This window comes from Cohnella sp. GCM10027633, assembly GCF_042675445.1.
Taxonomy (GTDB): Bacteria; Bacillota; Bacilli; order Paenibacillales; family Paenibacillaceae; genus Cohnella.
Genome location: NZ_JBHTGV010000002.1, coordinates 766,063 through 787,746, shown reverse-complemented (window position 1 = coordinate 787,746; position 21,684 = coordinate 766,063). Strand labels below are relative to the sequence as shown.

At 60.6% G+C, this 21,684-nt stretch carries 21 protein-coding genes; 8 read left to right on the top strand and 13 right to left on the bottom strand.

The annotated features are described in order from the left end of the window. Window positions 1–31: 31 nt before the first annotated feature. The 5 genes from cmpA to ACFQZG_RS07770 all read left to right on the top strand — a co-directional run bounded on the left by cmpA (window position 32) and on the right by ACFQZG_RS07770 (window position 3,354). Complete coding sequence (gene cmpA, locus ACFQZG_RS07790; RefSeq protein ID WP_378151098.1) at window positions 32–169, top strand: cortex morphogenetic protein CmpA; 138 nt, start codon at window positions 32–34, stop codon at window positions 167–169. Window positions 170–328: 159 nt separating this feature from the next. Further along, window positions 329–682, top strand: a complete 354-nt coding sequence (locus tag ACFQZG_RS07785) for a hypothetical protein (protein ID WP_378151096.1) — start codon at window positions 329–331, stop codon at window positions 680–682. 114 nt (window positions 683–796) lie between these two features. Beyond that, window positions 797–1,291 carry a cation:proton antiporter regulatory subunit gene (locus ACFQZG_RS07780; RefSeq protein ID WP_378151094.1) on the top strand — a complete coding sequence of 165 codons (495 nt, stop codon included), beginning with the start codon at window positions 797–799 and terminating at the stop codon, window positions 1,289–1,291. Window positions 1,292–1,293: 2 nt separating this feature from the next. After that, window positions 1,294–2,508 carry a cation:proton antiporter gene (locus ACFQZG_RS07775; RefSeq protein WP_378151092.1) on the top strand — a complete coding sequence of 405 codons (1,215 nt, stop codon included), beginning with the start codon at window positions 1,294–1,296 and terminating at the stop codon, window positions 2,506–2,508. A 42-nt stretch (window positions 2,509–2,550) separates the two neighbouring features. Next, window positions 2,551–3,354, top strand: a complete 804-nt coding sequence (locus ACFQZG_RS07770; protein WP_378151090.1) for a YitT family protein — start codon at window positions 2,551–2,553, stop codon at window positions 3,352–3,354. Window positions 3,355–3,449: 95 nt separating this feature from the next. Here ACFQZG_RS07770 and ACFQZG_RS07765 read toward each other — a convergent pair whose 3' ends face one another. The 8 genes from ACFQZG_RS07765 to ACFQZG_RS07730 all read right to left on the bottom strand — a co-directional run bounded on the left by ACFQZG_RS07765 (window position 3,450) and on the right by ACFQZG_RS07730 (window position 11,751). Continuing rightward, window positions 3,450–4,103, bottom strand: a complete 654-nt coding sequence (locus ACFQZG_RS07765) for a nitroreductase family protein (protein ID WP_378151088.1) — start codon at window positions 4,101–4,103, stop codon at window positions 3,450–3,452. 198 nt (window positions 4,104–4,301) lie between these two features. After that, window positions 4,302–4,784 carry an RrF2 family transcriptional regulator gene (locus ACFQZG_RS07760; RefSeq protein ID WP_378151086.1) on the bottom strand — a complete coding sequence of 161 codons (483 nt, stop codon included), beginning with the start codon at window positions 4,782–4,784 and terminating at the stop codon, window positions 4,302–4,304. Between the two features lie 139 nt (window positions 4,785–4,923). Then, window positions 4,924–7,104, bottom strand: a complete 2,181-nt coding sequence (locus tag ACFQZG_RS07755) for a Tex family protein (RefSeq protein WP_378151084.1) — start codon at window positions 7,102–7,104, stop codon at window positions 4,924–4,926. 52 nt (window positions 7,105–7,156) lie between these two features. Beyond that, window positions 7,157–8,395, bottom strand: a complete 1,239-nt coding sequence (locus tag ACFQZG_RS07750; protein WP_378151082.1) for an aminopeptidase — start codon at window positions 8,393–8,395, stop codon at window positions 7,157–7,159. Window positions 8,396–8,467: 72 nt separating this feature from the next. Next, entirely contained in the window at window positions 8,468–8,818 is a 351-nt protein-coding gene (locus tag ACFQZG_RS07745) for a type II toxin-antitoxin system PemK/MazF family toxin (RefSeq protein WP_378151080.1), read from the bottom strand. Between the two features lie 3 nt (window positions 8,819–8,821). Further along, entirely contained in the window at window positions 8,822–9,103 is a 282-nt protein-coding gene (locus tag ACFQZG_RS07740; protein ID WP_378113553.1) for a CopG family ribbon-helix-helix protein, read from the bottom strand. Between the two features lie 137 nt (window positions 9,104–9,240). After that, window positions 9,241–10,431 carry an alanine racemase gene (alr, locus tag ACFQZG_RS07735; protein ID WP_378151078.1) on the bottom strand — a complete coding sequence of 397 codons (1,191 nt, stop codon included), beginning with the start codon at window positions 10,429–10,431 and terminating at the stop codon, window positions 9,241–9,243. Between the two features lie 183 nt (window positions 10,432–10,614). Beyond that, a complete protein-coding gene (locus ACFQZG_RS07730; RefSeq protein WP_378151076.1) occupies window positions 10,615–11,751 on the bottom strand; it encodes a LolA family protein in 1,137 nt (378 codons plus the stop codon). Window positions 11,752–11,897: 146 nt separating this feature from the next. Between ACFQZG_RS07730 and map the strand changes: the two genes are divergently transcribed. Both map and ACFQZG_RS07720 read left to right on the top strand, forming a co-directional pair. Next, window positions 11,898–12,644, top strand: a complete 747-nt coding sequence (gene map / locus ACFQZG_RS07725; protein WP_378151075.1) for a type I methionyl aminopeptidase — start codon at window positions 11,898–11,900, stop codon at window positions 12,642–12,644. Between the two features lie 78 nt (window positions 12,645–12,722). Further along, a complete protein-coding gene (locus ACFQZG_RS07720) occupies window positions 12,723–13,271 on the top strand; it encodes a guanylate kinase (RefSeq protein WP_378151073.1) in 549 nt (182 codons plus the stop codon). A gap of 60 nt (window positions 13,272–13,331) precedes the next feature. Here the strand turns inward: ACFQZG_RS07720 and ACFQZG_RS07715 are convergent, their stop codons facing one another. From ACFQZG_RS07715 to ACFQZG_RS07695, 5 genes are all read right to left on the bottom strand, one after another. Next, window positions 13,332–15,776, bottom strand: coding sequence for an EAL domain-containing protein (locus ACFQZG_RS07715; RefSeq protein WP_378151071.1), 2,445 nt, complete (start codon window positions 15,774–15,776; stop codon window positions 13,332–13,334). 128 nt (window positions 15,777–15,904) lie between these two features. Then, a complete protein-coding gene (locus ACFQZG_RS07710) occupies window positions 15,905–17,008 on the bottom strand; it encodes a threonine aldolase family protein (RefSeq protein ID WP_378151069.1) in 1,104 nt (367 codons plus the stop codon). Between the two features lie 189 nt (window positions 17,009–17,197). Further along, entirely contained in the window at window positions 17,198–18,280 is a 1,083-nt protein-coding gene (locus tag ACFQZG_RS07705; protein WP_378151067.1) for a Gfo/Idh/MocA family protein, read from the bottom strand. A 55-nt stretch (window positions 18,281–18,335) separates the two neighbouring features. After that, window positions 18,336–19,319 (bottom strand): AraC family transcriptional regulator, encoded by a 984-nt coding sequence (locus ACFQZG_RS07700; protein ID WP_378151065.1) that lies wholly within the window; start codon window positions 19,317–19,319, stop codon window positions 18,336–18,338. A gap of 37 nt (window positions 19,320–19,356) precedes the next feature. Next, window positions 19,357–20,343 carry a Gfo/Idh/MocA family protein gene (locus ACFQZG_RS07695; protein WP_378151063.1) on the bottom strand — a complete coding sequence of 329 codons (987 nt, stop codon included), beginning with the start codon at window positions 20,341–20,343 and terminating at the stop codon, window positions 19,357–19,359. A 168-nt stretch (window positions 20,344–20,511) separates the two neighbouring features. On the opposite strand from ACFQZG_RS07695, the gene ACFQZG_RS07690 reads away from it, so the two are divergent. After that, complete coding sequence (locus ACFQZG_RS07690) at window positions 20,512–21,681, top strand: M20 family metallopeptidase (protein ID WP_378151061.1); 1,170 nt, start codon at window positions 20,512–20,514, stop codon at window positions 21,679–21,681. Window positions 21,682–21,684: the final 3 nt, after the last annotated feature.

Below are 21,684 nucleotides of genomic sequence, written 5' to 3'. Positions count from 1 at the left end.
GACAGCATGCGATGGGAGGAGGACGATTCCGATGCCGCAATGGCTCTGCAATCAGCTCATGTCCGCGTTTCAGAAGAAGGATCGCCGGCAGATTCGTCTGTTGAACGATTGCTGGTTTTATTACCGGGCGAAGCCCGAGAAGACGAAGGAACAACCGAACGTCCACTGAATACCGGCCTATTCGCGCGATCGCGCGCAAGCCTTCCGGCGCCTTCCGCGCGTCTGGAGGGCTTTTTGCATATGGCAAAATACTGGGAATTCAGCCGATGAGGTTGAGCCGGACAGCCGCCGTATGGTATCATTTTGGGAAACGAAGGGAGGCGACCGCATGAGATTCGAAGCACATCCGCGCAAGCTCGGGTTCATCCTTCTCTTGCTGGTCGCCTTCGTTCTGTTCTGCATGCCGACTCCGCAAGACAGCAGCGCGTACACCGGCGAGACGATACACTCCTCTTCCGCGCACGACATCGCCAATAGCGTCAAGGCGACCAAACGCGTCGCGACTCCGGCCAAGCTGCTGCTGATCGCGGCGCTGACGACCGCTTTCGTCGCCTGCCGGCTCGAGCCTGCGAGCATGCCTTATCGCACCCCTCTCGTCAAATCGTTCTTCCTCCCCGTAATCAGCCTGCGCATCAGATCCATTCTGCTAAGGCCTCTCAAGTTTACTTCCCTGTTCGTGTAGCGTATCGCGACCGTCGGACCCTGGCGTATAACCAAGGGTTTATTCGTCATGGGCTCCGACTGCCGTCCGCGAACGAACGAAGGAAGCAAACTAACCGCTGGGAGGCATTATCCAATGAACATCAGAGAAACCGACTTGCCGGGCATCGGCAAGAAATTCCAAGTATCCGCGCGCAGCGGCGACAAGCTCGTCATCATCGTCCATGACGACGGCCGCCGCGAATGCTATCACTTCGAGCACGGAGATCCCGAGGAGAGCATCTCCATGGTGACGCTCGACGACGACGAAGCGCGCGTCGTGGCGGCCATGATCGGAGGCATGACCTATAAGCCGAAGACGCTCGAGACGATCGAAGTCGCGCTGAACGACCTCGTGATCGAATGGGTTAAGATTGAGGCAGACTACGCGTGCGTTGGCCGTTCGATCGGCGAGATGGACATTCGCCGCAACTGCGGCGCGACGGTCATCGCGCTCGTCGAACCGAACGGGTCCAAGACGATCAATCCCGGACCGGAATTCCTGTTGCAGGGCGACGCCATTCTGGTCGCCGCAGGTGAACGCGCCCAGCACAAATTGCTGAAGCAGCTTCTCCGCGACGGAGGTGATTGAGCATGGATCACCTCGTACTGGAAATCGGCCTCGCGATCGCGCTGATCGCGGCCGCCGGCCTGCTATCCGATAAGCTTCGCTTCTCCGTCATTCCGTTCTACATTCTCATCGGAATGGCCGTCGGCCCGCATGCCGGCGAATTCTGGCATCTCGACTTCACGTTCATCGAGAGCGCTCCGCTCATCGAGTTCATGGGCAGGCTCGGCGTGCTGTTCCTGCTGTTCTATCTCGGACTGGAATTTTCCGTCGGCCGGCTCGTGAAGTCGGGCCGTTCCATCGCCGTCGGCGGAACGATCTATATCGCCATCAACTTCACGCTCGGCATCGCGTTCGGCTGGATCAGCGGATTCCCGTGGCAAGAAATTCTCGTCATCGCGGGCATTACGACGATCTCCTCGAGCGCGATCGTGGCCAAGGTGCTCGTCGACCTGAAGCGTACCGCGAACCCCGAGACCGAGATGATCCTCGGCATCATCATGTTCGAGGACGTGTTCCTCGCCGTCTACATCTCGGTCTTGTCCGGCATCGTGCTCAGCGGCTCGACGTCCGCGGCAGGCATACTCTTGTCCGTCCTCGTCTCGCTCGGCTTCATGCTTACGCTGCTTATCGTCGGCCGTAAAGCGGTTCCGCTGCTTAACCGCTGGCTCAATATTCGGTCCAACGAGGCGTTCGGGCTCGTCATCTTCGCCTCGCTGTTCCTCGTCGCCGGCTTCTCGGAGACGATTCACGTCGCGGAAGCGATCGGCGCCCTGCTGCTCGGCCTCGTTCTCGCGGAAACCGAGCATACGAAGCGGATCGAGAAGCTGATCTTGCCGTTCCGCGACTTCTTCGGCGGCATCTTCTTCTTCAGCTTCGGCTTGACGATCGATCCGACGGCGCTCGGCGGCGCGGTATGGCTGTCGCTCGGAGCCGTCGCCCTGACGCTCGCGGGCAACTTCGCCGCCGGCATGCTGGCCGGACGAAGCGCCGGGCTGTCGCCTAAGGCGTCGGTCAACATCGGATTCACGATCGTCTCCCGCGGCGAGTTCTCGATTATTATGGCCAACATCGCGCTTGCCGGTAATCTCCTCCCGATCTTGCAGCCGTTCGCCGCCTTATACGTGCTCATCCTCGCCGTGCTCGGACCGCTGCTCACCAAGGAGACGAAGCTGATCTACGGCTTCCTGAACAAGACGTTCAAGCTCGGCAAGCCGAAGGACCAAGCAAGCGCGGGCTAAGGCATGACGCGTACGACGCTCGAACGAAGAGGAGGATGTGCCATGGACGTTACGTTGCAACGGCTGCGCGCGCCGGCCAGCTTCGCGATGACGGCGGCGGGCGCGGCGATGTCCGCGATCGGATTGGAGCTGTTCCTCGCTCCGCATTCGCTTATCGCCGGCGGCACGACCGGAGCTTCGCTGCTCGTCTCGCACGCGACCGGCATACATCTCGGACTGCTGCTGCTCGCGTGCAATCTCGGATTATTCTGCGCGGGATACCGGCGCTGGTCGCTGCGCGCAAGATGGAACGGATTCATCGGATTAGCCGTGCTGTCGCTCGGCGTCCACGCCCTGCGGCCCTTTCCCGCTCTGATCGACGCTCCGCTGCCGGCCGCCTTCGCCGGCGGCATGCTGCTCGGGCTCGGGTTCGGCATCGCCGTACGCAGCGGCGGCTTCGGCGATGCCGCCGACGAAGCCCCGAAGCTGCTGCCCGGCATTAAGCGCGCGTACGCCTGGCAAGCCGTCTGGATCGGCAATGCGCTCCTGCTCGTCGCGATCGGCTACTTGTCCGATTGGCAGGCGGCCCTGCATTCCGCGCTCGCCTTGGCCGCGATGCACGCGGCGGCCGATTGGACGATCGAGCGGTTCGCCGTCTCGTACGTCGCCGCCATCCGAAGCGAACGGACCGAAGAGATCGCGGCGGCGATCGAAGCGGCTTTCGGCAGAGCGGCCTCGCGCGTCGAAGCGACGGATCCGTCTTCGGACGCGCTGCTGATCGCCTGCCATCGCTCCGAATGGCAGGCGCTAAGAACGATCGTCGCCCGGCTCGACCCTGACGCCGAACTCTCCAGATGCCGCGGCTAATAAATCCCCTCTCATTCTCGACATAGAGGCTCCGTAAGCGCGAAGAAGGATCCGTCCCGCCCTGACCGGCGAGATGGATCCTTCTTCGTTATTCCTTATAGAGAGAACTCGTTCCAGCTCGTTACTTCGTCCACGTTCAAGCGTACGCTCGGATGTCCCGGCTTCTCCGCCTTGCCGATCGCGATCAGCATGACCGTCACGTAGCGCTCGCCGATGCCGAACGCTTCCGCGAACTTCGCCGCGTCGTAGCCGCCCATCGGGACCGTATCGTAGCCTCGCGCTTTGGCTGCCAGCATGAGCTGCATCGAGACAAGGCCGCCGTCCGTGCTGACGATTTTCGTCGCGATGTCTTTCGGCAGGCTTCCGTACCCGGACACCGTGCGCTCGACGAACGCGTTCTTCGTCGCTTCCGGCATGTAGCCGGCTTCGTAAGCGCGATTATAGATTTTCTCCGCGAGCTTGTAGCTCTCCAAGTCGCCGAGTACGGCGATGACGGCCGACGCATCCGCCACTTGCTGTTGGTTGTACGCGATCGGCAGCAGCTTCTCCTTGAGCGCCTGGTCGTCGATGACGAGGAATCGCCAAGGCTGCAGATTCGAGGACGAAGGCGCGAGAATCGCTTCTCCGAGCAGCTCGGTCATCTCTTCGCGAGAAATTTTGTAGTTCGGATCGTAGCTTCTGACCGAGCGGCGTTCCCGGATGACGTCGGAGAATGCTTTCTCCGTATGAGGGGCTGTAATCGTGGACATGGGCGTTGCCTCCTTGTGGGCGTTCAAGCATGAATTGTTATTCTGAGCAAATTATCACACAGTTGTTCCGATAAAAAGACGACTGACGATTATCGTTCCTCGATCAATCCGTGCGTACTCTAGCACAGTATAAGGGAAATAAAAAACCGCGTTAACTGTTGTATTTAATGCACAGTATACGACGCAAAAAGAAAGCTGTCAACTCCCCGATGCAGGTGCATTAGCTTCCGGTTTGTTCGCGCAATACAGCGCGCGATTCGCCAGCTGTCCGATCGTATGCCGGCTGAGCACTTCGCGCATCGAACGGTCCATCTCGCTCGTCAGCTCGCAGAAGATCGACTTCATCTCCCGACCGAACGGATGCGTGCCGGTCGTCTCCTTGATGCCGAAGCAGAGCGGATCGCTTACCTGCAGCACCGTGTACACTTCCTCGAGCGTAATCGTCGACGGATCGCGCCGCAGACGGTAACCGCCGTCGCGTCCTTCGCGCGTCTCCAATAAGCCGCCTTTGACGAGCGCGGCCATGATCCGGCGAAGCAGCGTCGCCTCCGATTGCAGATACGCGGCGAGCTCGGCGCTCGGACACGTCTGAACGTTATCGCGCGACAAAATAACCAGCGCTTGTAATGCTAATCCGAACCATCTGGGATGATGGGATCCGACGCATTTATCCGGGTTCATTCGATTCGCCTCCTAACGGTTCCGACTTGTTCGGTAGCTTGAATTGTATCGGAATTCGTTCGATTGCACAAGATGCAAACGGTTCCCACATGCAATAAAACCGCCAGAATCTCCCTCCAGCGGTTCATTGTTCCCATCGTTACGGCTTGCGCATCGTCAAGCTGACGCGCCCCTTCTTCTGGTCGACGCCGATGACCCATACGGTGACGGTGTCGCCGACGGCGACGACCTCGGTCGGATGCTTAACGAACTTGTTGCTGATCTGCGAAATGTGAACGAGACCGTCGTTCTTGATGCCGATGTCCACGAAGGCGCCGAAGTCGACGACGTTGCGCACCGTCCCCTTAAGCTCCATGCCCGGCTTCAAGTCCTCAATGTCGAGCACGTCCGTATGGAAAATCGGCGGCGGCAGCTCGTCGCGCGGATCGCGTCCCGGGCGCTGCAGGCTGTCCATGATGTCGCGAAGCGTCGGCACGCCTACGCCGAGCGTCCCCGACAGCTCGTCGAGCGATACCGCGCGCAGCTTCTCCTTCAGCGGCTCGGAGCCCAGGTCGGCGACGTTCAAACCGAGCGCCTTGAACAGCTTGCCGACGACGTCGTACGATTCCGGATGGATCGGCGTGCGGTCGAGCGGATTCGCCCCGTCCGTAATGCGAAGGAAGCCCGCGCATTGCTCGTACGACTTCGCGCCCAGCCTCGGCACCTTCTGCAGTTGCGCGCGAGTCGTGAACTTCCCGTTGTCCTCGCGCTGCTTCACGATGTTCTTCGCGAGCGTCGCGTTAATGCCCGAGATGTACGACAGCAGCGACGCGGACGCCGTGTTCACGTCGACGCCGACGTGGTTGACCGCCGACTCGACGACGCCGGACAAGCTCTCGTCGAGCCGCTTCTGCGCCACGTCGTGCTGGTATTGGCCGACGCCGATCGCCTTCGGCTCGATCTTCACGAGCTCCGCCAGCGGATCCTGCAGACGGCGCGCGATCGATACCGCGCTGCGCTCCGCGACGTCGAGATCGGGGAACTCCTCCTGCGCCAGCTTCGACGCGGAGTAGACGCTCGCGCCCGCTTCGTTCACGATCAGATACTGCAGCTTGCGCTCCGGCAACGCGTGAATGACGGAGACGACGAACTGCTCGGTCTCCCGGGACGCCGTGCCGTTGCCGACGACGATCAACTGCACGCCGTACTGCGTAATCAAGCGCCGGAACAGCGCCTCGGCCTCCGCCTTCTTGTTGTGCGGCGGCGTCGGATAGCTTACCGCGACCTCCATCAGCTTGCCCGTCTCGTCGACGACGGCGAGCTTGCAGCCGGTCCGGTACGCCGGATCGACGCCGAGCACGACGCGCCCCTTCACCGGCGGCTGGAGCAGCAGGTTGCGCAGGTTCTCGGAGAAGATGCCGATCGCGTGCTCCTCGGCTTTCTCCGTCAGCTCGCCTCGCAGCTCGCGTTCGATCGACGGCGCGATAAGCCGCTTGTACGCGTCTTCCATCGTCGCTTCGAGCGTCGATTGGACGGGGGTGCCTCCGCGCACGTAGCGACGGTTAAGCTCCCCGTGAATGCGATCGACCTGCACGTCGATGGAGACGCCGAGCACGTCTTCGCGTTCGCCGCGGTTGATCGCCAGCACGCGGTGGGGCGGCAGGCGCTTGACCGGCTCCGAATACTGATAGTACATCTCGTACACCGACTCCGCGTCGGCGTTCTTCGCCTTGCTATAGAGCACGCCTTGCTCCCACGTGAACCGGCGCACCCACTTGCGGACGTCCGCCTCGTCGGCGACGTTCTCCGCGATGATGTCGCACGCGCCCTGCACCGCTTCTTCGGCCGTGCCGACGCCGAGCTCGGCGTTCACGTACTTCGCCGCTTCGCCGAGCAAGTTCCCTTGGCGCGGCTGCGACAGAATCCAATGCGACAGCGGCTCGAGCCCGCGCTCCTTCGCAACGCTCGCGCGCGTCTTGCGCTTCTGGCGGTACGGTCGATACAAGTCTTCGACTTCCTGCAGCTTCGTCGCCTTCTCGATCGCCGCTTGCAGCTCGGGCGTCAGCTTGCCCTGCTCTTCGATAAGCCGGATCACTTCGCCCTTGCGATCCTCGAGCCCCTTCAAGTACGTCCGTCGCTCGTCGATCGCGCGCAGCTGGTTCTCGTCCAGCTCCCCCGTCATTTCCTTGCGGTACCGCGCGATGAACGGAATCGTGTTGCCGTCGTCGAGCAACGTCGCGACCGTGCGTACCTGACCGACGCCGATGCCGAGCTCTCCCGAGATTTGCCGAATCATTCTTTCTTGAACCGTTGCCGTTGCCGTCTCCTGTACTGCGCCCATGAGAATATCCCCCTGCTCCCGCTCTAGTCTCTACCGAATCGATCGCTTGCGATCAGAACGCCCAATTCCCTTGACGGAACACGGGCACGACGGTGCCGTCCGCCCGCACGCCGTCGATGTCCATCGCGCCGGAGCCGACCATGAAGTCCACGTGCGTAATGCTGGCGTTGACGCCGGCCGCTTCGAGCTCCTCGGGGGACATCTCCTTGCCGCCCTTCACGTTGAACGCGTACCCGCTTCCGATCGCGAAATGGTTCGACGCGTTCTCGTCGAACAGCGTATTGAGGAACAATACGTTCGACTGGGAAATCGGCGATTGATGCGGCACGAGAGCTACTTCGCCCAAGTAGTGAGAGCCTTCGTCGGAGTCGACGAGCTTCTGCAGAATCTCTTGGCCTTGCTCCGCCTCGACCTTCACGATGCGTCCTTCCTCGAACGTCAGCTTGAAGCCGTCGATAATGTTGCCGCCGTAGCTGAGGGGCTTCGTGCTGGACACGTAGCCGTTCACGCCCGTCTTGTTCGGAACCGTGAACACTTCCTCGGTCGGCATGTTCGCCATGAACGGCGTCCCGTGTACGTTCGTGCTGCTCGCCGCCACCCACAGATGCTTCTCCGGCAGCTCGACCGACAGCTCGGTTCCCGGCGCGCGGTACGACAGCTTGGCGAACCGCTGCCCGTTCAGCCAGTCGCTCTTGGCATGCAACGTATCGTTATGTAATCTCCATGCTTCGACCGGATCGGGCGCGTTCAATCGCACGGACGCGAAGATCGCCTCCCATAGCTTCGCCACCGCCGTCTCCTCGTCGACGTCGGGGAACACCTTCGTCGCCCAGCCCTTCGTCGACGCGGCGACGACCGACCAGCTGACCTTGTCCGCCTGGGTCGCGCGTCTGAATTCCCGCAGCCCATGGCCCGACGCCTTCTGGAAGTTCGAGATGCGCTCCGTCGGAATACCCTTGAGCAGATCCGGATTCGGCGAGATAATGGAGATGAATACGCCGTTGTTCTTCACGAACTCGTCGCGCTTCGCCGTCTCCCATTCCGGATACCGGGTGAACACTTCATCCGCCGCCTTCTCGTACTTCAACCGCGACAGCGCTTCGTCGGTCCACTCGACGTGCACGTTGCTCGCACCCGCCGCGTACGCCTGCTCCGCGACGAGCCGCACGAGCTGCGCCATCTCGACGGAGCCCGTCAAGAATACCGGCTGTCCGGGCTGCACGTTCACGCCTACCTTCACGATCAACTCGGCGTACTTGCTCAGTTGCGCGTTCAATTCCATTGTCGTCATATGCGATCGCTCTCCTCTTGGGTCACAAATAAAGACAGGCCGCCGCCAACGTCGGCAGCGCCTGTCTTTCAATTAAAAATCAATTAAGCCGACGCTTATTTGCAATGCCTCATCGACTTTGCGCATCGTTTCGTCTTCCAGATGCGTGATTTTATCGGTTAGCCGCTGCTTATCGATCGTTCGGATCTGTTCGAGCAAAATGACCGAATCCCGCTCCATCCCGTGCGATTTCGCTTCGATCTCGACGTGGGTGGGCAGCTTCGCTTTCTGGATTTGGGCCGTGATGGCCGCTACGATCACCGTGGGACTGAATCGGTTGCCAATATCGTTCTGGATCACCAGCACGGGGCGTACGCCGCCTTGTTCCGAGCCGACGACCGGAGACAAATCCGCATAGTATACATCCCCGCGTTTAACGATCAATGGCTACACCCCGCTCACGAGGCGCCCGAGAGATCTTTCGGCGTCTTCTTCGGCTTGGAACGCCTCGGAAGCCATATGGAGGTTGATCTTGGCCATTTCCAAGTAGCCGCGCTGCATGGCGTCGCGAATCAACCGCTTCTTGCGATCCACCAGGTATACTTTCATCGCCTGGCGAATGATCTCGCTGCGATTCGTGTTTTCCTTCGCCACGACAAAATCCACTTCGCGCAGCAGATGATCCGGAAGACTGATCATAATCCGTTTCGTATTGTGAAGATTGGCCACCGAACAGACACCCCCAAAGGTTTTCCAGCACGCAACCTAATTCCCAGTATGCATGAGACGGATACGAAATATACGATTCCTCTCGTAACCATTCTAGATATATAACTTACTTTCCTGCCCGATGACGATAATTTTAATCAACCATATGATTCCAGTAACGGATTCGAGACGGCTACCGTTACGCCCCCGCGCTTATAGACGCGCGGCACTCTGGCCGCCAGCATGCACGTCACCTCGTAATTGAGCGTGCCGAGCTTGGCCGCGACTTCCTCGACGGAGATGACCGCGTCGCCTTGGCGTCCGATCAGCACCGCTTCTTCTCCCGGGGCCGCCGCCGGCTCCCCCGGCGAGACGGCGTCGTCGAGCCGGACCATGCACTGGTCCATGCAGATCGTCCCGAGCACGGGCACCCGCCGACCGCGCACGAGCGCTTCCGCGCGGCCCGACAGCATTCGGCTGAAGCCGTCCGCGTAGCCGATCGGCAGCGTCCCGATCGTCTCGTCGCCTTGCGTGAAGTAGCGCGTACCGTAACTGATGCCTTCGCCCGCGCGAAGCCGCTTCACGTGCACGACCGACGTCTTGAGCGTCAGCACCGGTTCCAGCGAGATCGCTTGCCCGTTCACTTCGTCGCTCGGATAATACCCGTACATGCTGATGCCGAGCCGCAGCATGCCGCCGACGCGCTCCGGCAGATCGATTCCCGTCGCGCTGTTGCCCGAGTGCACGATCGGAACGGCATATCCGCTGCGCTCCGCGAAATCCACGACGCCGGCGAAGCGCTCCGCCTGCATGAGCGTATATTGCTTATTCGTCTCGTCCGCGCGCGCATAGTGCGTGAACAAGCCTTCGATCTCGAGCCCCGGAATCGCGAACGCCCGCGTCAGGAAGCGCTCCGCCGGCTCTCCCGGCAGCACGCCGAGCCGTCCCATCCCGGAATCGATCTTCACGTGCGCCTTCAGCTTCCGTTCCGATCGCGGCAACGCTTCCGCGGCATCGAGAATGTCGTCCCGGTACAACGTTACCGTGATTCCCCGGTCCCGGGCGATCGGCAAGCCTTCCGCCGGCGTGAAGCCGAGCACGAGGATCGGCGCTTCGATGCCCGCGGCGCGCAGTTGCAGCGCCTCGTCGAGGAACGCCACGCCCAAGTAATCGGCGCCTGCTTGCACGGCGCCGCGCGCGATCTCGACGGCCCCGTGTCCGTAAGCGTTCGCTTTGACGGACGCGAGCAACTTGGTCCCTTGCGCCGCGCGCTTGCGGAACGCTCCGATGTTGCTCGCCAAGGCATCGAGGGAAATCTCGGCCACGGTCGGCCGGTAATAACTGTCCACGGACCGGTCACCTTCCCTGCTGCTGAACCTACAATAAAGTAATGTTAACGGGAGGCGGCGCCACTGTCAACGCTTCCGGGGCTGAGAACCATTTCCTGCAAGCCGCGGCGTCCGGGCGTTACTTTCCGATTCATGAACGCGAAGAGGCCGATCCGCTAGCGATCGGCCCCCTCCGCGATTGCTTTATTTGCCCGTGGACTCTTCCATCGATTGCGCGATTCTGACCATATCCTCCTGCGGAAGATCGGCGCTGATGAGCCTGTATTCGGTGCCTTCGTACGTCCAGATGAGCGTGTTCGTCTCGCCTTGCACGAGAAGTCCCATCGTGAAGCCGAGGTCGACGGACAAGCCCTTCATCATCGACACCGCAGAGTCTTTGGACACCATCTCGAGAATCGTGAAGTCGTACGTGCCGGAGTAACGGAGCATGACGCCCATGTTCTCGCCGAGCTGTACTTCGGACGGTTCTTCGAGAAGCTGCACGCCTACCGGCAGCGCGTCCGGATCCGGCTCGACGAGGTTGACGCTCTCTTGCGGAGCGGCCGCAGTCTCTTCGTTCTCTTCGCCGGTCGGTTGGTCGTCGGGAGAAGCCGATGCGTCCGGCGCCGCGGAACCTTCCGGAGAAGCGGACGGCGATGCGTCGGGGCTTGCGCCAGGGCCGGCGGAATCGGACGGCTTCGCCTTCTGCCCCATGTTCTGGCTCATGTCGAACGCGGAGCTCTCGAACTTCTTGCCGAACTCGAAGCTATCGAACGTAACCTCGACCATCGTGGTGGCGTTCGTGTCGGTCACTTCCACGTGCTTCGGCGCGTAGCTATCCTGGTCGATCCATATTTTCTGCCTCGCGAACGAGCCGTTCTGGTAATTGCCCGCCATGACGTCGAATACGTAGGCGTCCTTGTCTTCCGTGAACTGTCTGGAGTTATCCGTCACGATGCTCTGCACGAGCGTCTGGTACAGGTACACTTGGCCTTGGTTCTTCGGCCAATCGCTCTGGAACCGGTAGCTCTTGTTCAGCTGCGGCGTGAGCACGAACACGCCTTCGTTGTTGCGGAGCACGATCTGGGTAATATCGCGCTTCTCGTTCGTGAGCGAAATCCGATAGTAGTCCGGCTTCTGGTACCACACTTCCACTTTGTACGTCTGCGGCTGTTGCCCCGTATGCAAGGTCATCGTGCCGCTGCCTTGGTAGCTTTCCATTTTACTTGCGACTTTGTCCAGTTCTTTCACGATCGAATCCGCATTCTTGCCCCCGCAACCCGCTAAGACGAAGGTCATGAGCAGGGCAAGAGCGGCGATCCACGTAATCCGGCGACGCATGAGATCCACCCCTCTGCACATTGGTTAAACCATGGTTCATGCATATGAGGGGACTTGGACGATTATGCAGACGAGTTCCGGCTTGGCCGACGGAAAAGCATCGTGTGGTACAATAGAGGGAACTTATCCTAAGCGGAGGTGCTCCCATGACCGTAGGCTCCGAGGAAGACGTCGCGGGATTGAAGGCGATCGGCAAGATCGTCGCCCTGACCATTCGGACGATGAAAGAACAAGCGCGCGCCGGCATGACGACGAGGGAACTCGACGAGATCGGCGCCAAGGTACTGCTGAATCACGGGGCGGAGGCCGCGCCGAAGCTGTTGTACGGCTTCCCGGGGTACGCTTGCATCAGCGTCGGCCGCGACATCGCGCACGGCATACCGGGCGACCGCAAGCTGCGGCCGGGGGATCTGATCAATATCGACGTATCCGCGGTCAAAGACGGCTACTATGCGGATTCCGGACATTCGTTCCAACTGCCTCCTTACGATACGCAGCTGTCCGAGCTATGCCGGTATACGCACGACACGATGATGAAGGTCATCGCTTCGCTTCGGCACGGCGTCAAGCTGAACGAGGTCGGCCGGATCATCCAGGAGGAAGCGAAGCGAGGCGGCTACAAGGTCATCCATAACCTGTGCAGCCACGGCATCGGCCGGGCGCTCCACGAGGCGCCTACCGAGGTGCTGCCGGTCTATAACAAGCACGACAAGCGCGTGCTGAAGGAAGGCATGGTGCTTACGATCGAGCCCTTCCTGTCGACCGGCGCCGAGATTGCCGTCGAGCAGAACGACGGCTGGACGTTGAGCTTGCCCGATCATAGCCATGCGGCGCAGCACGAGCATACGATCATCGTCACGAGAGACCGCCCGATCATCTTGACGGTTGCCTAGAGATTGGCGAAGGCGGCTAATCGAATGCGGGTCCTTCTGCCGATATAGAAGTTATATCGCAGCGAAGGAGGGCTTCGCATGACGGCACCGTCCATCTACGTATTCACCGGAACGAGCGGCGCGGGACGCAAGACGATCGCCCGCGTCGTCGGAAGCGCGCTCGGCTGGACGTTCGTCCGCTCCTGCACGACCAGGCCGCCCAGACGACCGGCGGAGCAGGACGAGGATTACCACTATGTCAGCCGCGAGCAGTTCGACGCATGGGACGGCGACGGATCGTTCGCGCAGACCGTGACGATCGAAGGCCATCGTTACGGCATTCTCGGCAGGGAGCTGGAGACGGCCGCCCTGAACGGGCGAGGGGCCTACGTCGTGCTCAACCGGGCCGGCGCCGACGACGTCATGAAGCGGTACGGCGAGCGAGCGGTACGAATATTCGTGTACGTCGACAAGATCACGCTGCGCGAACGGCTCGAGAGCAAGGGGGCGTCCTACTCCCTCGTCGAGAGCTACCTGGAACGGTACGCCGACGAAGTCACGTACCGCTCGCAATGCGAATACGTCTTCGAGAACGTGAACGCGAACAAGACGGCGGAACGCATCGTCGAGACGTTGTCTCGCGGATGAACGAAGGGGCTGCGCCGAGTCGTCGGAATACCGACGGCTTGGCGCAGCCCCTCTTCGCGTCTACGCTTCGGGACTTCGAACGGCGGACATGAACCTCTCCAGCTCGTCCGCCGGCAACGGCCGGCTGTAATAGAACCCTTGAATCTCGTCGCAGCCGTTATCCCGCAGCAGCCTTAGTTGCTCCTTCGTCTCCACGCCTTCCGCGATGACGTTCATCTTCAGATGGTGCGCCATCGAGATGATCGTCTCGACGATCGCGCGATCGTCCTCGCTCTCGGTAATTTCCTGAATGAACGTCCGATCGATCTTCAGCCGTTCGATCGGGAACATGCGCAGGTAGCTGAGCGAGCTGTATCCCGTTCCGAAGTCGTCCAGGCTGAACCGTATTCCCATCTCCGTAAGCTTCCTGAGAATCTCGCTCGACCGGGCGGCGTCCATCATAACGCTCTCCGTGATCTCGAGCTCGAGATATTCCGGATCCAGTTGCGTCTCGGCCAGCACGTCCGCGATCAGGCCGACAAGACGGTCGTCCATGATTTGCTGCGACGACAGGTTCACGGACACCGGCAATCGCCAGCCATGCCGCTCCTGCCATCGCTTGTTCTGGCGGCAAGCCTCGCGCAGCGTCCACGCGCCGATGTCGCCGATCATGCCGGCTTCCTCCGCGACGGGAATGAATTCGGATGGCGGAACGAGCCCCTTCTCCGGGTGCATCCAGCGAATCAACGCCTCGAAACCGATGACCCGTTCTTGCCTCGCGTTCAGTTGCGGCTGGTAGTGAATGACGAACTCGTCTCTCTCGATCGCCTTGCGAAGCGCGTTCTCGATCTCGACCCTGGACAGCAGATGCTCGTCCATCTGCCCGGAATAGAACCGGAAACCGTTCTTGCCCTTATGCTTAATATCGTACATGGCGAAATCCGCGTTCTTGAGCAAATCCGGCCCGCTCTCCCCATGCTCGGGATAGAGCGCGATGCCGATGCTCGCCGACGCGTAGAAGTCGCTGTCCTTCAACCGGAAAGGCACTTGGATCGCCTCGACGATCCGTTGGGCGAGCAGGATGGAAGCGACCTCGATCGGATCTCCGTTACAGATGACCGCGAACTCGTCCCCGCCCATTCTGCCGATCGTCGCGTCGAAGCCGGCCGCGGAATGCTGCAGCCGTTCCGTTACCTGCTGCAGGAACTGATCCCCGTAAGCATGTCCGAGCAAGTCGTTGATGAGTTTGAACCTATCGATATCGATAACCATGACGGCGAACCGCGATCCGGACGTCTCGCTCCGGCGGGTCGTCTTGTCCAACGCGAGGTTGACCATCCGCCTGTTCGGGAGCCGGGTAAGCTCGTCGTGATACGCCAAATGCCGGATCTGCTCCTTGGAGCGCTTCTCTTCGGTAATGTCCCGGAAGATGAGATACGTCCCTTTGATCTCGTCGTCGATCGTAACCGGGACGCTCATCGCGGTCGCATGCGCGACTTCTCCGGTCAGATGGACGATATCCGTCTCCAAGCGCTTCACGTTGCCGTCCCGCATCGCGTTCACGAGCCACATGCGCGCTTGATCCCGCTTCTCCTCGGCGAACACATCCGTCAGTTCCATGAGCGATCTTCCGAGGAAGTTCCCGACGTCTCTGCCCGTCAACGTCTGAAAAGCCGGATTCGCGTCGATGATCAAGCCGTCGATATTCGTCGTCAGCATGCCGTCCGTATGGTTCTCGTACAGCGACTTATACCATTTGCCATGCTCGAATATTTCGTCGTCCTTGCTGATCAAGCGTCTGTCGTAGAACACGCCGAGCAGAGCGATCGTCAACGCGACCAAAGTGCTCGCAGCGATCACGTACGCCAGGTCCTCCTGATCCACCTTCATGCCTGACGATAACGCGAAAGCCGCGGCGCGTTGTTCGAACTGCGCCGCCGCCATTCCGGTATAATGCATGCCCGCGATCGCCGCGCCCATAATCAATCCGCTGCCGATCTTGTAGAGTACCGACACCCAAGTTCGCCTCCCGCGGAAGAAGAAAGCGAGCCACAGCGCGGCGATCGAAGCGATGACGGCGATCGTGACGGACAGAGCCACCCAGCCGAAATCGTACCGGATGCCGACGCTCATCGCCGCCATCCCCGAGTAATGCATCGCGACGATGCCCGAGGCCATGAGCAATCCGCCGACGATCAACCGTTCGTATTCGAACCGGGTCGATCCGACGACGTGAAGGGCGACGTAAGAAGCGAAGATCGCCACCGCGACGGAGAAAAGCACCCAAGGGATGTCATAGGTAACCGCCACCGGCAGCGAGAGCGCGAGCATGCTGACGAAGTGCATCGACCAGATGCCGATGCCCATGGAGACGGCTCCGCCGACCAGCCAGAACAAGCGGTTCTTGCCGCTCTTGGAAGCGCTGACGATTCCGGCAAGATCAAGCGCGGCGTACGAGGCGACCACGGCGATCAAGTAGGATAGTAGAACGAGAGAGCTATTATAGCTGCCGTGCAGGTGCTGCATCCGAATCCCTCTATTTCGCCTGTCGTGAGAGCGCGTTAAATCGAACTATTTCAAATATAGCACTTTCTCGACAGGATAACGCCAAACCGCGCAATAAAAAAGAGTCGAAAGTTCTATCGTCGTCGACGTTATTCGCGCGATTGCATCCGCTTCAGCTTGCCGTCCAACGCGATCAGCGCTTGCTCGAGCTTCCCTCGCGGCACTTCGCGGTAAAGGTCCCCGACGCTGATCTCGAAATAACACGCAGATTCGGATCCGGCGGCTACCCATCCGGTCAACCCGATCCCCGTCTCCGCGTACGTCTCGCGAAGGGCGTCCTCGAACCGCTCTTTCGGCAGCGTCGCATGAACGTGAAACATATTGGATACCGGCACCTCGGGAACGGTGACGAGCGTGTCGCGCGCGTTGAACAGCTCGGCGAGCCCGACCGCGTCGCGGTAATATTGCGCCATCCTCGGCAGACGCAAGTCGAACGCGCAATCCGCGCTCACGATGTACGGGTACAAGCTGATCACGTCTCCGCCATGCCTTCTTTTCCATACCTTCGACCGGGCCGCGAAGCTCTCGTCTCCCGCGAGCATCGCCCCGGCGATGCCGCCCAGCCCTTTGTAGAACGAGACGTAGACGCTGTCGAACAACGCGCAGATTTCGGAGGCGGTCTTCCCGTAATAAGGCAGAATCTCGAATAACCTTGCCCCGTCCAGGTGGAGCTTGATCCCCTTCTCGCGGCAATGCGCGCAGATCGCTTCGAGTTCTTCGTACGCAGGCAACTGACCGCCGATCTCGCGCTGGGGCAATTCGATCAACAGGCATGCGACGTCATCGCCCAAGCGCCGAACGTCGTCGAGCCGAAACGTACGATTCTTGTCGCCGAGCCATACGGTTTGAATGCGGTGGAGCTCCTTCAGTCCGCCTTCCTCGTGTAATTCCAGATGGCTGAGCGGATGATAAGCGACTTTACCTCGTCCGAGCTCGTCGCACCAAATTCGCAAGGCGATCTGCTGCGCCATCGTTCCGCTCGGGAAGAAGACGGCGGACGGCTTGCCCAAGTATCGCGCCAGCTTCGCTTGAAAATCTTCGATGACCTTGCCTTTGCCGTACATGTCGCTTACGGCGTTGCCGTCCGCCCGCTCGAACGCGTCTTTCAGCACCTGCATGTTCCTGCCGCCATGGCCGGATATTCTAAACTCCGTGTTCTTGAATGCGTCTAGTAGCGTAACCGGATTATTCATGTCGAAAGCTCGTTCCTTCCCTGTTGCCGTGTTCTTCCGCCGTAGCGGAGTCGGTGTCGTCGGTTTCAGTGTACCGCATTATCGCGGTCGATCAAAAGGAACGTGCGACGGAAACAAAGAAGCCCGCCGCGTAAGCGGCGAGCCCTGTTTCATTATATCGACCGCGCAGATGACGTGACGGCGTCCGGATTACGGAAGCTCGACAGACACTTCGCGGCGGGCTTCCGCCGAACGGAGCACGCCGTCGATGATCGCTTGCTGGATGAGAATCTGCTCGCCCGGAATCGGTGCCGGACGCCCGCCCTGAACCGCTTCGGCGAAGTCTCTCACCTTCTCGTTGAACAAGTTCAGTTGATGGCCGATCAGCGGAATCGGCGTATGCGTCTGGCGGCCGAATTCATCGTGGTATAGCGAGATCGATCCGACCGAGCCGTCCCACACGCCCGACCATGGAGAGTCGCTCGTCGCCGGGTTGACCTTGAGACCCGCGTCCGTGCCGAGGAACAACGTGGAGCCCATCGTGTCCATGTGCATCGCCCAAGAGATCTTGAAGTTGAGCACCATGTCGTTCTCGAAGCGGATCATCGCGACGCCGAAGTCTTCGACCTCGAACTTGCTCGCTTCCGGATGGTACAGCGGGTTCGTGCCGAAGTGGTTGGAGGCGAACGCCGACACCGTCAACGGACGCGGATAACCGATCGTGTTGAGCGCCATGTCGAGCGAATAGCAGCCGATGTCGGCTAACGCGCCCGCGCCGGCGAGCTTCTTGCTGATGAACGTGCCGCCCGGCATGCCGCGGCGTCTGCCGCCGCCCGTCTCCGCGTAGTACACCTTGCCGAGCCGGCCGGATTGCACGATGTCCTGCAGCAGCTTCATGTTCGGATCGTAGCGCGGTTGGAACCCGATCGTCAGCATGTTGCCCGTCTCGCGGGCGACCTGCGTCATGTCCAGCGCTTCCTGCAACGTAACCGACATGGGCTTCTCGAGCAGCACTTGCTTGCCCGCCTTCAGCGCGTCGACCGTCGTGACGTGGTGGGACACGTTCGGCGTGCAGATGCTGACGCCGTCCAGCTCCTGAGCCAATAGCAGCTGGTGACCGTCGTACGCGGCCGCGCCCGTCAGTCCCTCCGCTTCCACGAATTGCCGCGCCTTGCCCGGAATGACGTCCGCGACGGCGACGATCTCTACGTAAGGAAGCTTGCGGTACGCCGCAACGTGCGCTCTGGCAATGCCTCCGCTTCCGATAATGCCGATTTTCAACGTTCTGCTCATGTTCGTCCTCTTCTCCCTCTTCTAGTGGCTTGCCTTTGCGTCTTCTCGCCCGCGTCTACCGCGATGCCGCATGCATTCGGCGGTAGACGGACGGCGTCACCTCGTACTTGTTCTTGAACACCGGATATAAGTAATTCGGATTCGCGTACCCGTGCTCGACCGCGATCTCCTCGATCGGCTTGTCGGTCTGGATCAGCTCGCCCGCGATGAGCGTCAGCCGCACGTGCTCCAGGTAGTCCCGGAACGTCGTCTTCCCCTCGCTTCGGAAAATCCGCTGCAGCTGCCGCGGGCTCACGTTGATCCGGTCCGCCACCTGTTCGAGGCTGAGCGGCATATTCTCGTTGTCCCGAATGTATTGCGTCGCCATCTGGTAGCGGTGATAGTTCATATCCCGCTCCGGAATGCCGCCTTGGACGGTCCGGTTATCGAATACCCTCGCCGAACGCAGCAAGATTTGAACGATCGCGTGTTTGATCTGCGTATAGTAACCGATCGGTTGCTCTTCCCAAGAGCGGTACGCTTCCAGGAAACCGTTCATCGCGTCGTAACGATCGGCCGTAGGCAAGGCGGGCATCTCGCGCAACGCGTCGATGCATTCTCGCGCCTCCTCATACTCGAGCGCGTCCCCCCAACCGCTTCCCGCATCGCCCTGCAGCGGGAAGAAGTCGCAATGCAGGCACAGCTCCGACATGGGATCGTCCGGATCCGATTCCTGATAATGAACGACGTCCGGACCCGTCAAGTAGAAGAGCCCCTCGTGCAGATCGTACGTCTGATCGCGGATAATAACCTTGCCCTTCCCCTTCGGGATGAAGTGGAATTCGAATTCCGAATGCTTATGGAAGTTAATGATGTGACCCGGCGCGAAATGAACCAAATGGCAGTGGAGCACCCGAATGCCGTATCCGCCCCAACGGAATTGCAGGTCGAGACGATCCAGCGCGTCCATCTTCCTGGCCATTCGGGCATAAGGGAACGGGCTGGCGCTCGTCGCCGGCTTCTTGTCCTTCTTCTTGACGTTGTCCGGCTCGTTGTCCATTCGTCCCGCCTCCTCTTCATTGTCCGCCGGTATCCCGTTACTTCAGTTCTCCGATCGCGACCGAACGTCCCGACTTCGCCGACAGATTGGAAGCTTCCATCAGCTTCGTCAGATCGACGGCGATCTCGACGTTATCCGTCGCTTCCGTGCCGTTCCGGATGTGCTCGACCCATTGGTCGAACGCCTCTGGCTCCCGGGCGGGAAGCTCGATCCGTTGCCAGCCGTCGCCGAGCTTGTTGCTTCGCACGTGCAACGCGTTGTCCGCGAAGCCGTACAGAAGCGTACCTTCCGTGCCGTGAAGCTCGACCGAGAACGGAGAATGGCTGTTCACGAAGCCGGCCTCGACGATACCGACGGCGCCGTTCTTGTATTGAAGCACCGATACCGCGTTGTCTTCGACTTCGCGTCCCGTCACGTAGCCGAACGTCGCGCTGACCGAATCCGGCAATCCGAGAAACCGGCGAACGAGATACATCGGGTGGCATCCCAAGTCGATAAGCGCGCCTCCCGCGCATTGCTCCAGCGAATAAAAGTGTTCCGGCAGCCAGTTCGCGATACCGCCGTTATGCGACAATCTGGCGCGCGCCAACGTCAGCTGTCCGAGCGTGCCTTCCTTCACGACCGCTTCGATCGCTTTGGTCGAATCTTTGTACAGCCACGGCAACGATACGGTAAGCTTCACGCCTGCTTCCTTGACCGCGGCGAGAATGTCCCGCGCCTCGGCGTACGTAGGTGCCACGACTTTCTCGGTGAAAATATGCTTGCCCGCCTTGGCGGCTTTGACCATGACCTCGCGATGAATGTTCGTCGGAGCGTCGACGACGACCGCGTCGATATCCGCCCGCGCGAGCAACTCGTCCAACGACGCGATATACGGCACGCCGTACTTGGCCGCCTTGTCCGCTCCGCGCTCCGGAATCTCGTCCCAGATCGCCGCGATTTCCGTATTCGGGTTAGCCAACACTTGGCGGGTGTAATCCTCCGCGTGAACGTGCCAGTAGCTTAACATGCCTATCCGTATCAATTCGCTCACCTCATCTTCAAATATACGACACATGCACAAGATACCATAGCGCAAATATGATTTTTAATGCGATTAGGTGCCAATTCGACTATAAAAATGCGACAACTTGCTTGCGGACCGGCATCGCGTTACGATGGTAACATACTACGTTCACAAGGAGACGGCATCATGAACGATCCGAAGAACACGATCCGAGAGACGATCGGCGCATACGCTCCGCGGCTGCAAGAGATCGCCGCGTTCATCGGCGAACACCCCGAGCTCGGGCACGAAGAATTCCAAGCTTCCGCGATGCTCGCCTCCGAGCTCGAATCGCTCGGCTACGATGTCTCTCGCGGTACGCTCGGCTTGCCGACCGCGTTCATCGCCGAGTACCGTTCCGCGAAGCCCGGCCCGATCGTCGGCTTGCTCGCCGAATACGATGCGCTGCCCGAGCTCGGGCACGCTTGCGGCCATCACCTTATCTGCACGATGTCGCTCGGCGCGGCGGCCGGCTTGCGCGCCGTCGCGGACGAGACGGGCGGAACGATCCGCGTGTACGGCACGCCGGCGGAGGAGACGAAGGGCGCTAAGGTCGACATGGCCGAAGCCGGTCTGTTCGACGATTGCGACGCCGCGTTGATGGCGCATCCGTACCATCGCCACGAGCGGTCGGGAAGCTCGCTCGCCATGGACGCGCTGCAGTTCGAATTCCGCGGCAAAGCCGCCCATGCGGCCGCGAACCCGGAGCTCGGCGTCAACGCGCTGGACGCGGTCATTCAGCTGTTCAATAGCGTTAACGCGCTTCGCCAACAGACGAGGGATGACGCGCGCATCCACGGTATCATCAACGCGGGCGGCCAGGCTCCGAACATCATCCCGGACTACACATCGGCGCAATTCTACGTCAGATCCGCCATGCGCGCGTATACGAACGAGCTGTCCCGCAAGGTGACGGCGTGCGCGGAAGCCGCGGCGATGGCGACCGGCTGCGCGGTAACCGTCAGCAACTACGAATATTCGTACGACGAACTGCGCACGAACGAAGCGCTGTCCGCCGTCTACACGTCGAACCTGCTCGAAGCCGGCGTCGCGCCGGAAGCGATCCATGACGCCGAAGACCATGGCTCGCTCGATCTGGGCAACGTATCGCTCAGATGCCCGGCCATCCATCCGTTCATCCCGGTCGTCGACCGGCCGTATAACCTGCACACGATCGAGTTCAGGGACGCCGCCCGGCTGCAGCCCGCCTACGACGCGATGGCGTTCGGCGGCACGATGCTGGCGCTGACGGCGCTCGAGGTACTGACGAACGAGACGCTGCGGGCGAGCATCCGCGAGGAGTTCGAGCGCAGGTAAACT

What these genes read in the sequence shown, in the direction of transcription:
- ACFQZG_RS07775 (WP_378151092.1), top strand. Translation starts at nt 1,294, where the DNA reads ATGGATCACCTCGTACTGGAAATCGGCCTCGCGATCGCGCTGATCGCG.
- ACFQZG_RS07710 (WP_378151069.1), bottom strand. Translation starts at nt 17,008, where the DNA reads ATGAATAATCCGGTTACGCTACTAGACGCATTCAAGAACACGGAGTTT.
- ACFQZG_RS07755 (WP_378151084.1), bottom strand. Translation starts at nt 7,104, where the DNA reads ATGGGCGCAGTACAGGAGACGGCAACGGCAACGGTTCAAGAAAGAATG.
- ACFQZG_RS07785 (WP_378151096.1), top strand. Translation starts at nt 329, where the DNA reads ATGAGATTCGAAGCACATCCGCGCAAGCTCGGGTTCATCCTTCTCTTG.
- ACFQZG_RS07765 (WP_378151088.1), bottom strand. Translation starts at nt 4,103, where the DNA reads ATGTCCACGATTACAGCCCCTCATACGGAGAAAGCATTCTCCGACGTC.
- ACFQZG_RS07770 (WP_378151090.1), top strand. Translation starts at nt 2,551, where the DNA reads ATGGACGTTACGTTGCAACGGCTGCGCGCGCCGGCCAGCTTCGCGATG.
- ACFQZG_RS07730 (WP_378151076.1), bottom strand. Translation starts at nt 11,751, where the DNA reads ATGCGTCGCCGGATTACGTGGATCGCCGCTCTTGCCCTGCTCATGACC.
- ACFQZG_RS07700 (WP_378151065.1), bottom strand. Translation starts at nt 19,319, where the DNA reads ATGGACAACGAGCCGGACAACGTCAAGAAGAAGGACAAGAAGCCGGCG.
- ACFQZG_RS07715 (WP_378151071.1), bottom strand. Translation starts at nt 15,776, where the DNA reads ATGCAGCACCTGCACGGCAGCTATAATAGCTCTCTCGTTCTACTATCC.
- ACFQZG_RS07750 (WP_378151082.1), bottom strand. Translation starts at nt 8,395, where the DNA reads ATGACGACAATGGAATTGAACGCGCAACTGAGCAAGTACGCCGAGTTG.
- ACFQZG_RS07720 (WP_378151073.1), top strand. Translation starts at nt 12,723, where the DNA reads ATGACGGCACCGTCCATCTACGTATTCACCGGAACGAGCGGCGCGGGA.
- ACFQZG_RS07690 (WP_378151061.1), top strand. Translation starts at nt 20,512, where the DNA reads ATGAACGATCCGAAGAACACGATCCGAGAGACGATCGGCGCATACGCT.
- ACFQZG_RS07705 (WP_378151067.1), bottom strand. Translation starts at nt 18,280, where the DNA reads ATGAGCAGAACGTTGAAAATCGGCATTATCGGAAGCGGAGGCATTGCC.
- map (WP_378151075.1), top strand. Translation starts at nt 11,898, where the DNA reads ATGACCGTAGGCTCCGAGGAAGACGTCGCGGGATTGAAGGCGATCGGC.
- cmpA (WP_378151098.1), top strand. Translation starts at nt 32, where the DNA reads ATGCCGCAATGGCTCTGCAATCAGCTCATGTCCGCGTTTCAGAAGAAG.
- ACFQZG_RS07780 (WP_378151094.1), top strand. Translation starts at nt 797, where the DNA reads ATGAACATCAGAGAAACCGACTTGCCGGGCATCGGCAAGAAATTCCAA.
- ACFQZG_RS07760 (WP_378151086.1), bottom strand. Translation starts at nt 4,784, where the DNA reads ATGAACCCGGATAAATGCGTCGGATCCCATCATCCCAGATGGTTCGGA.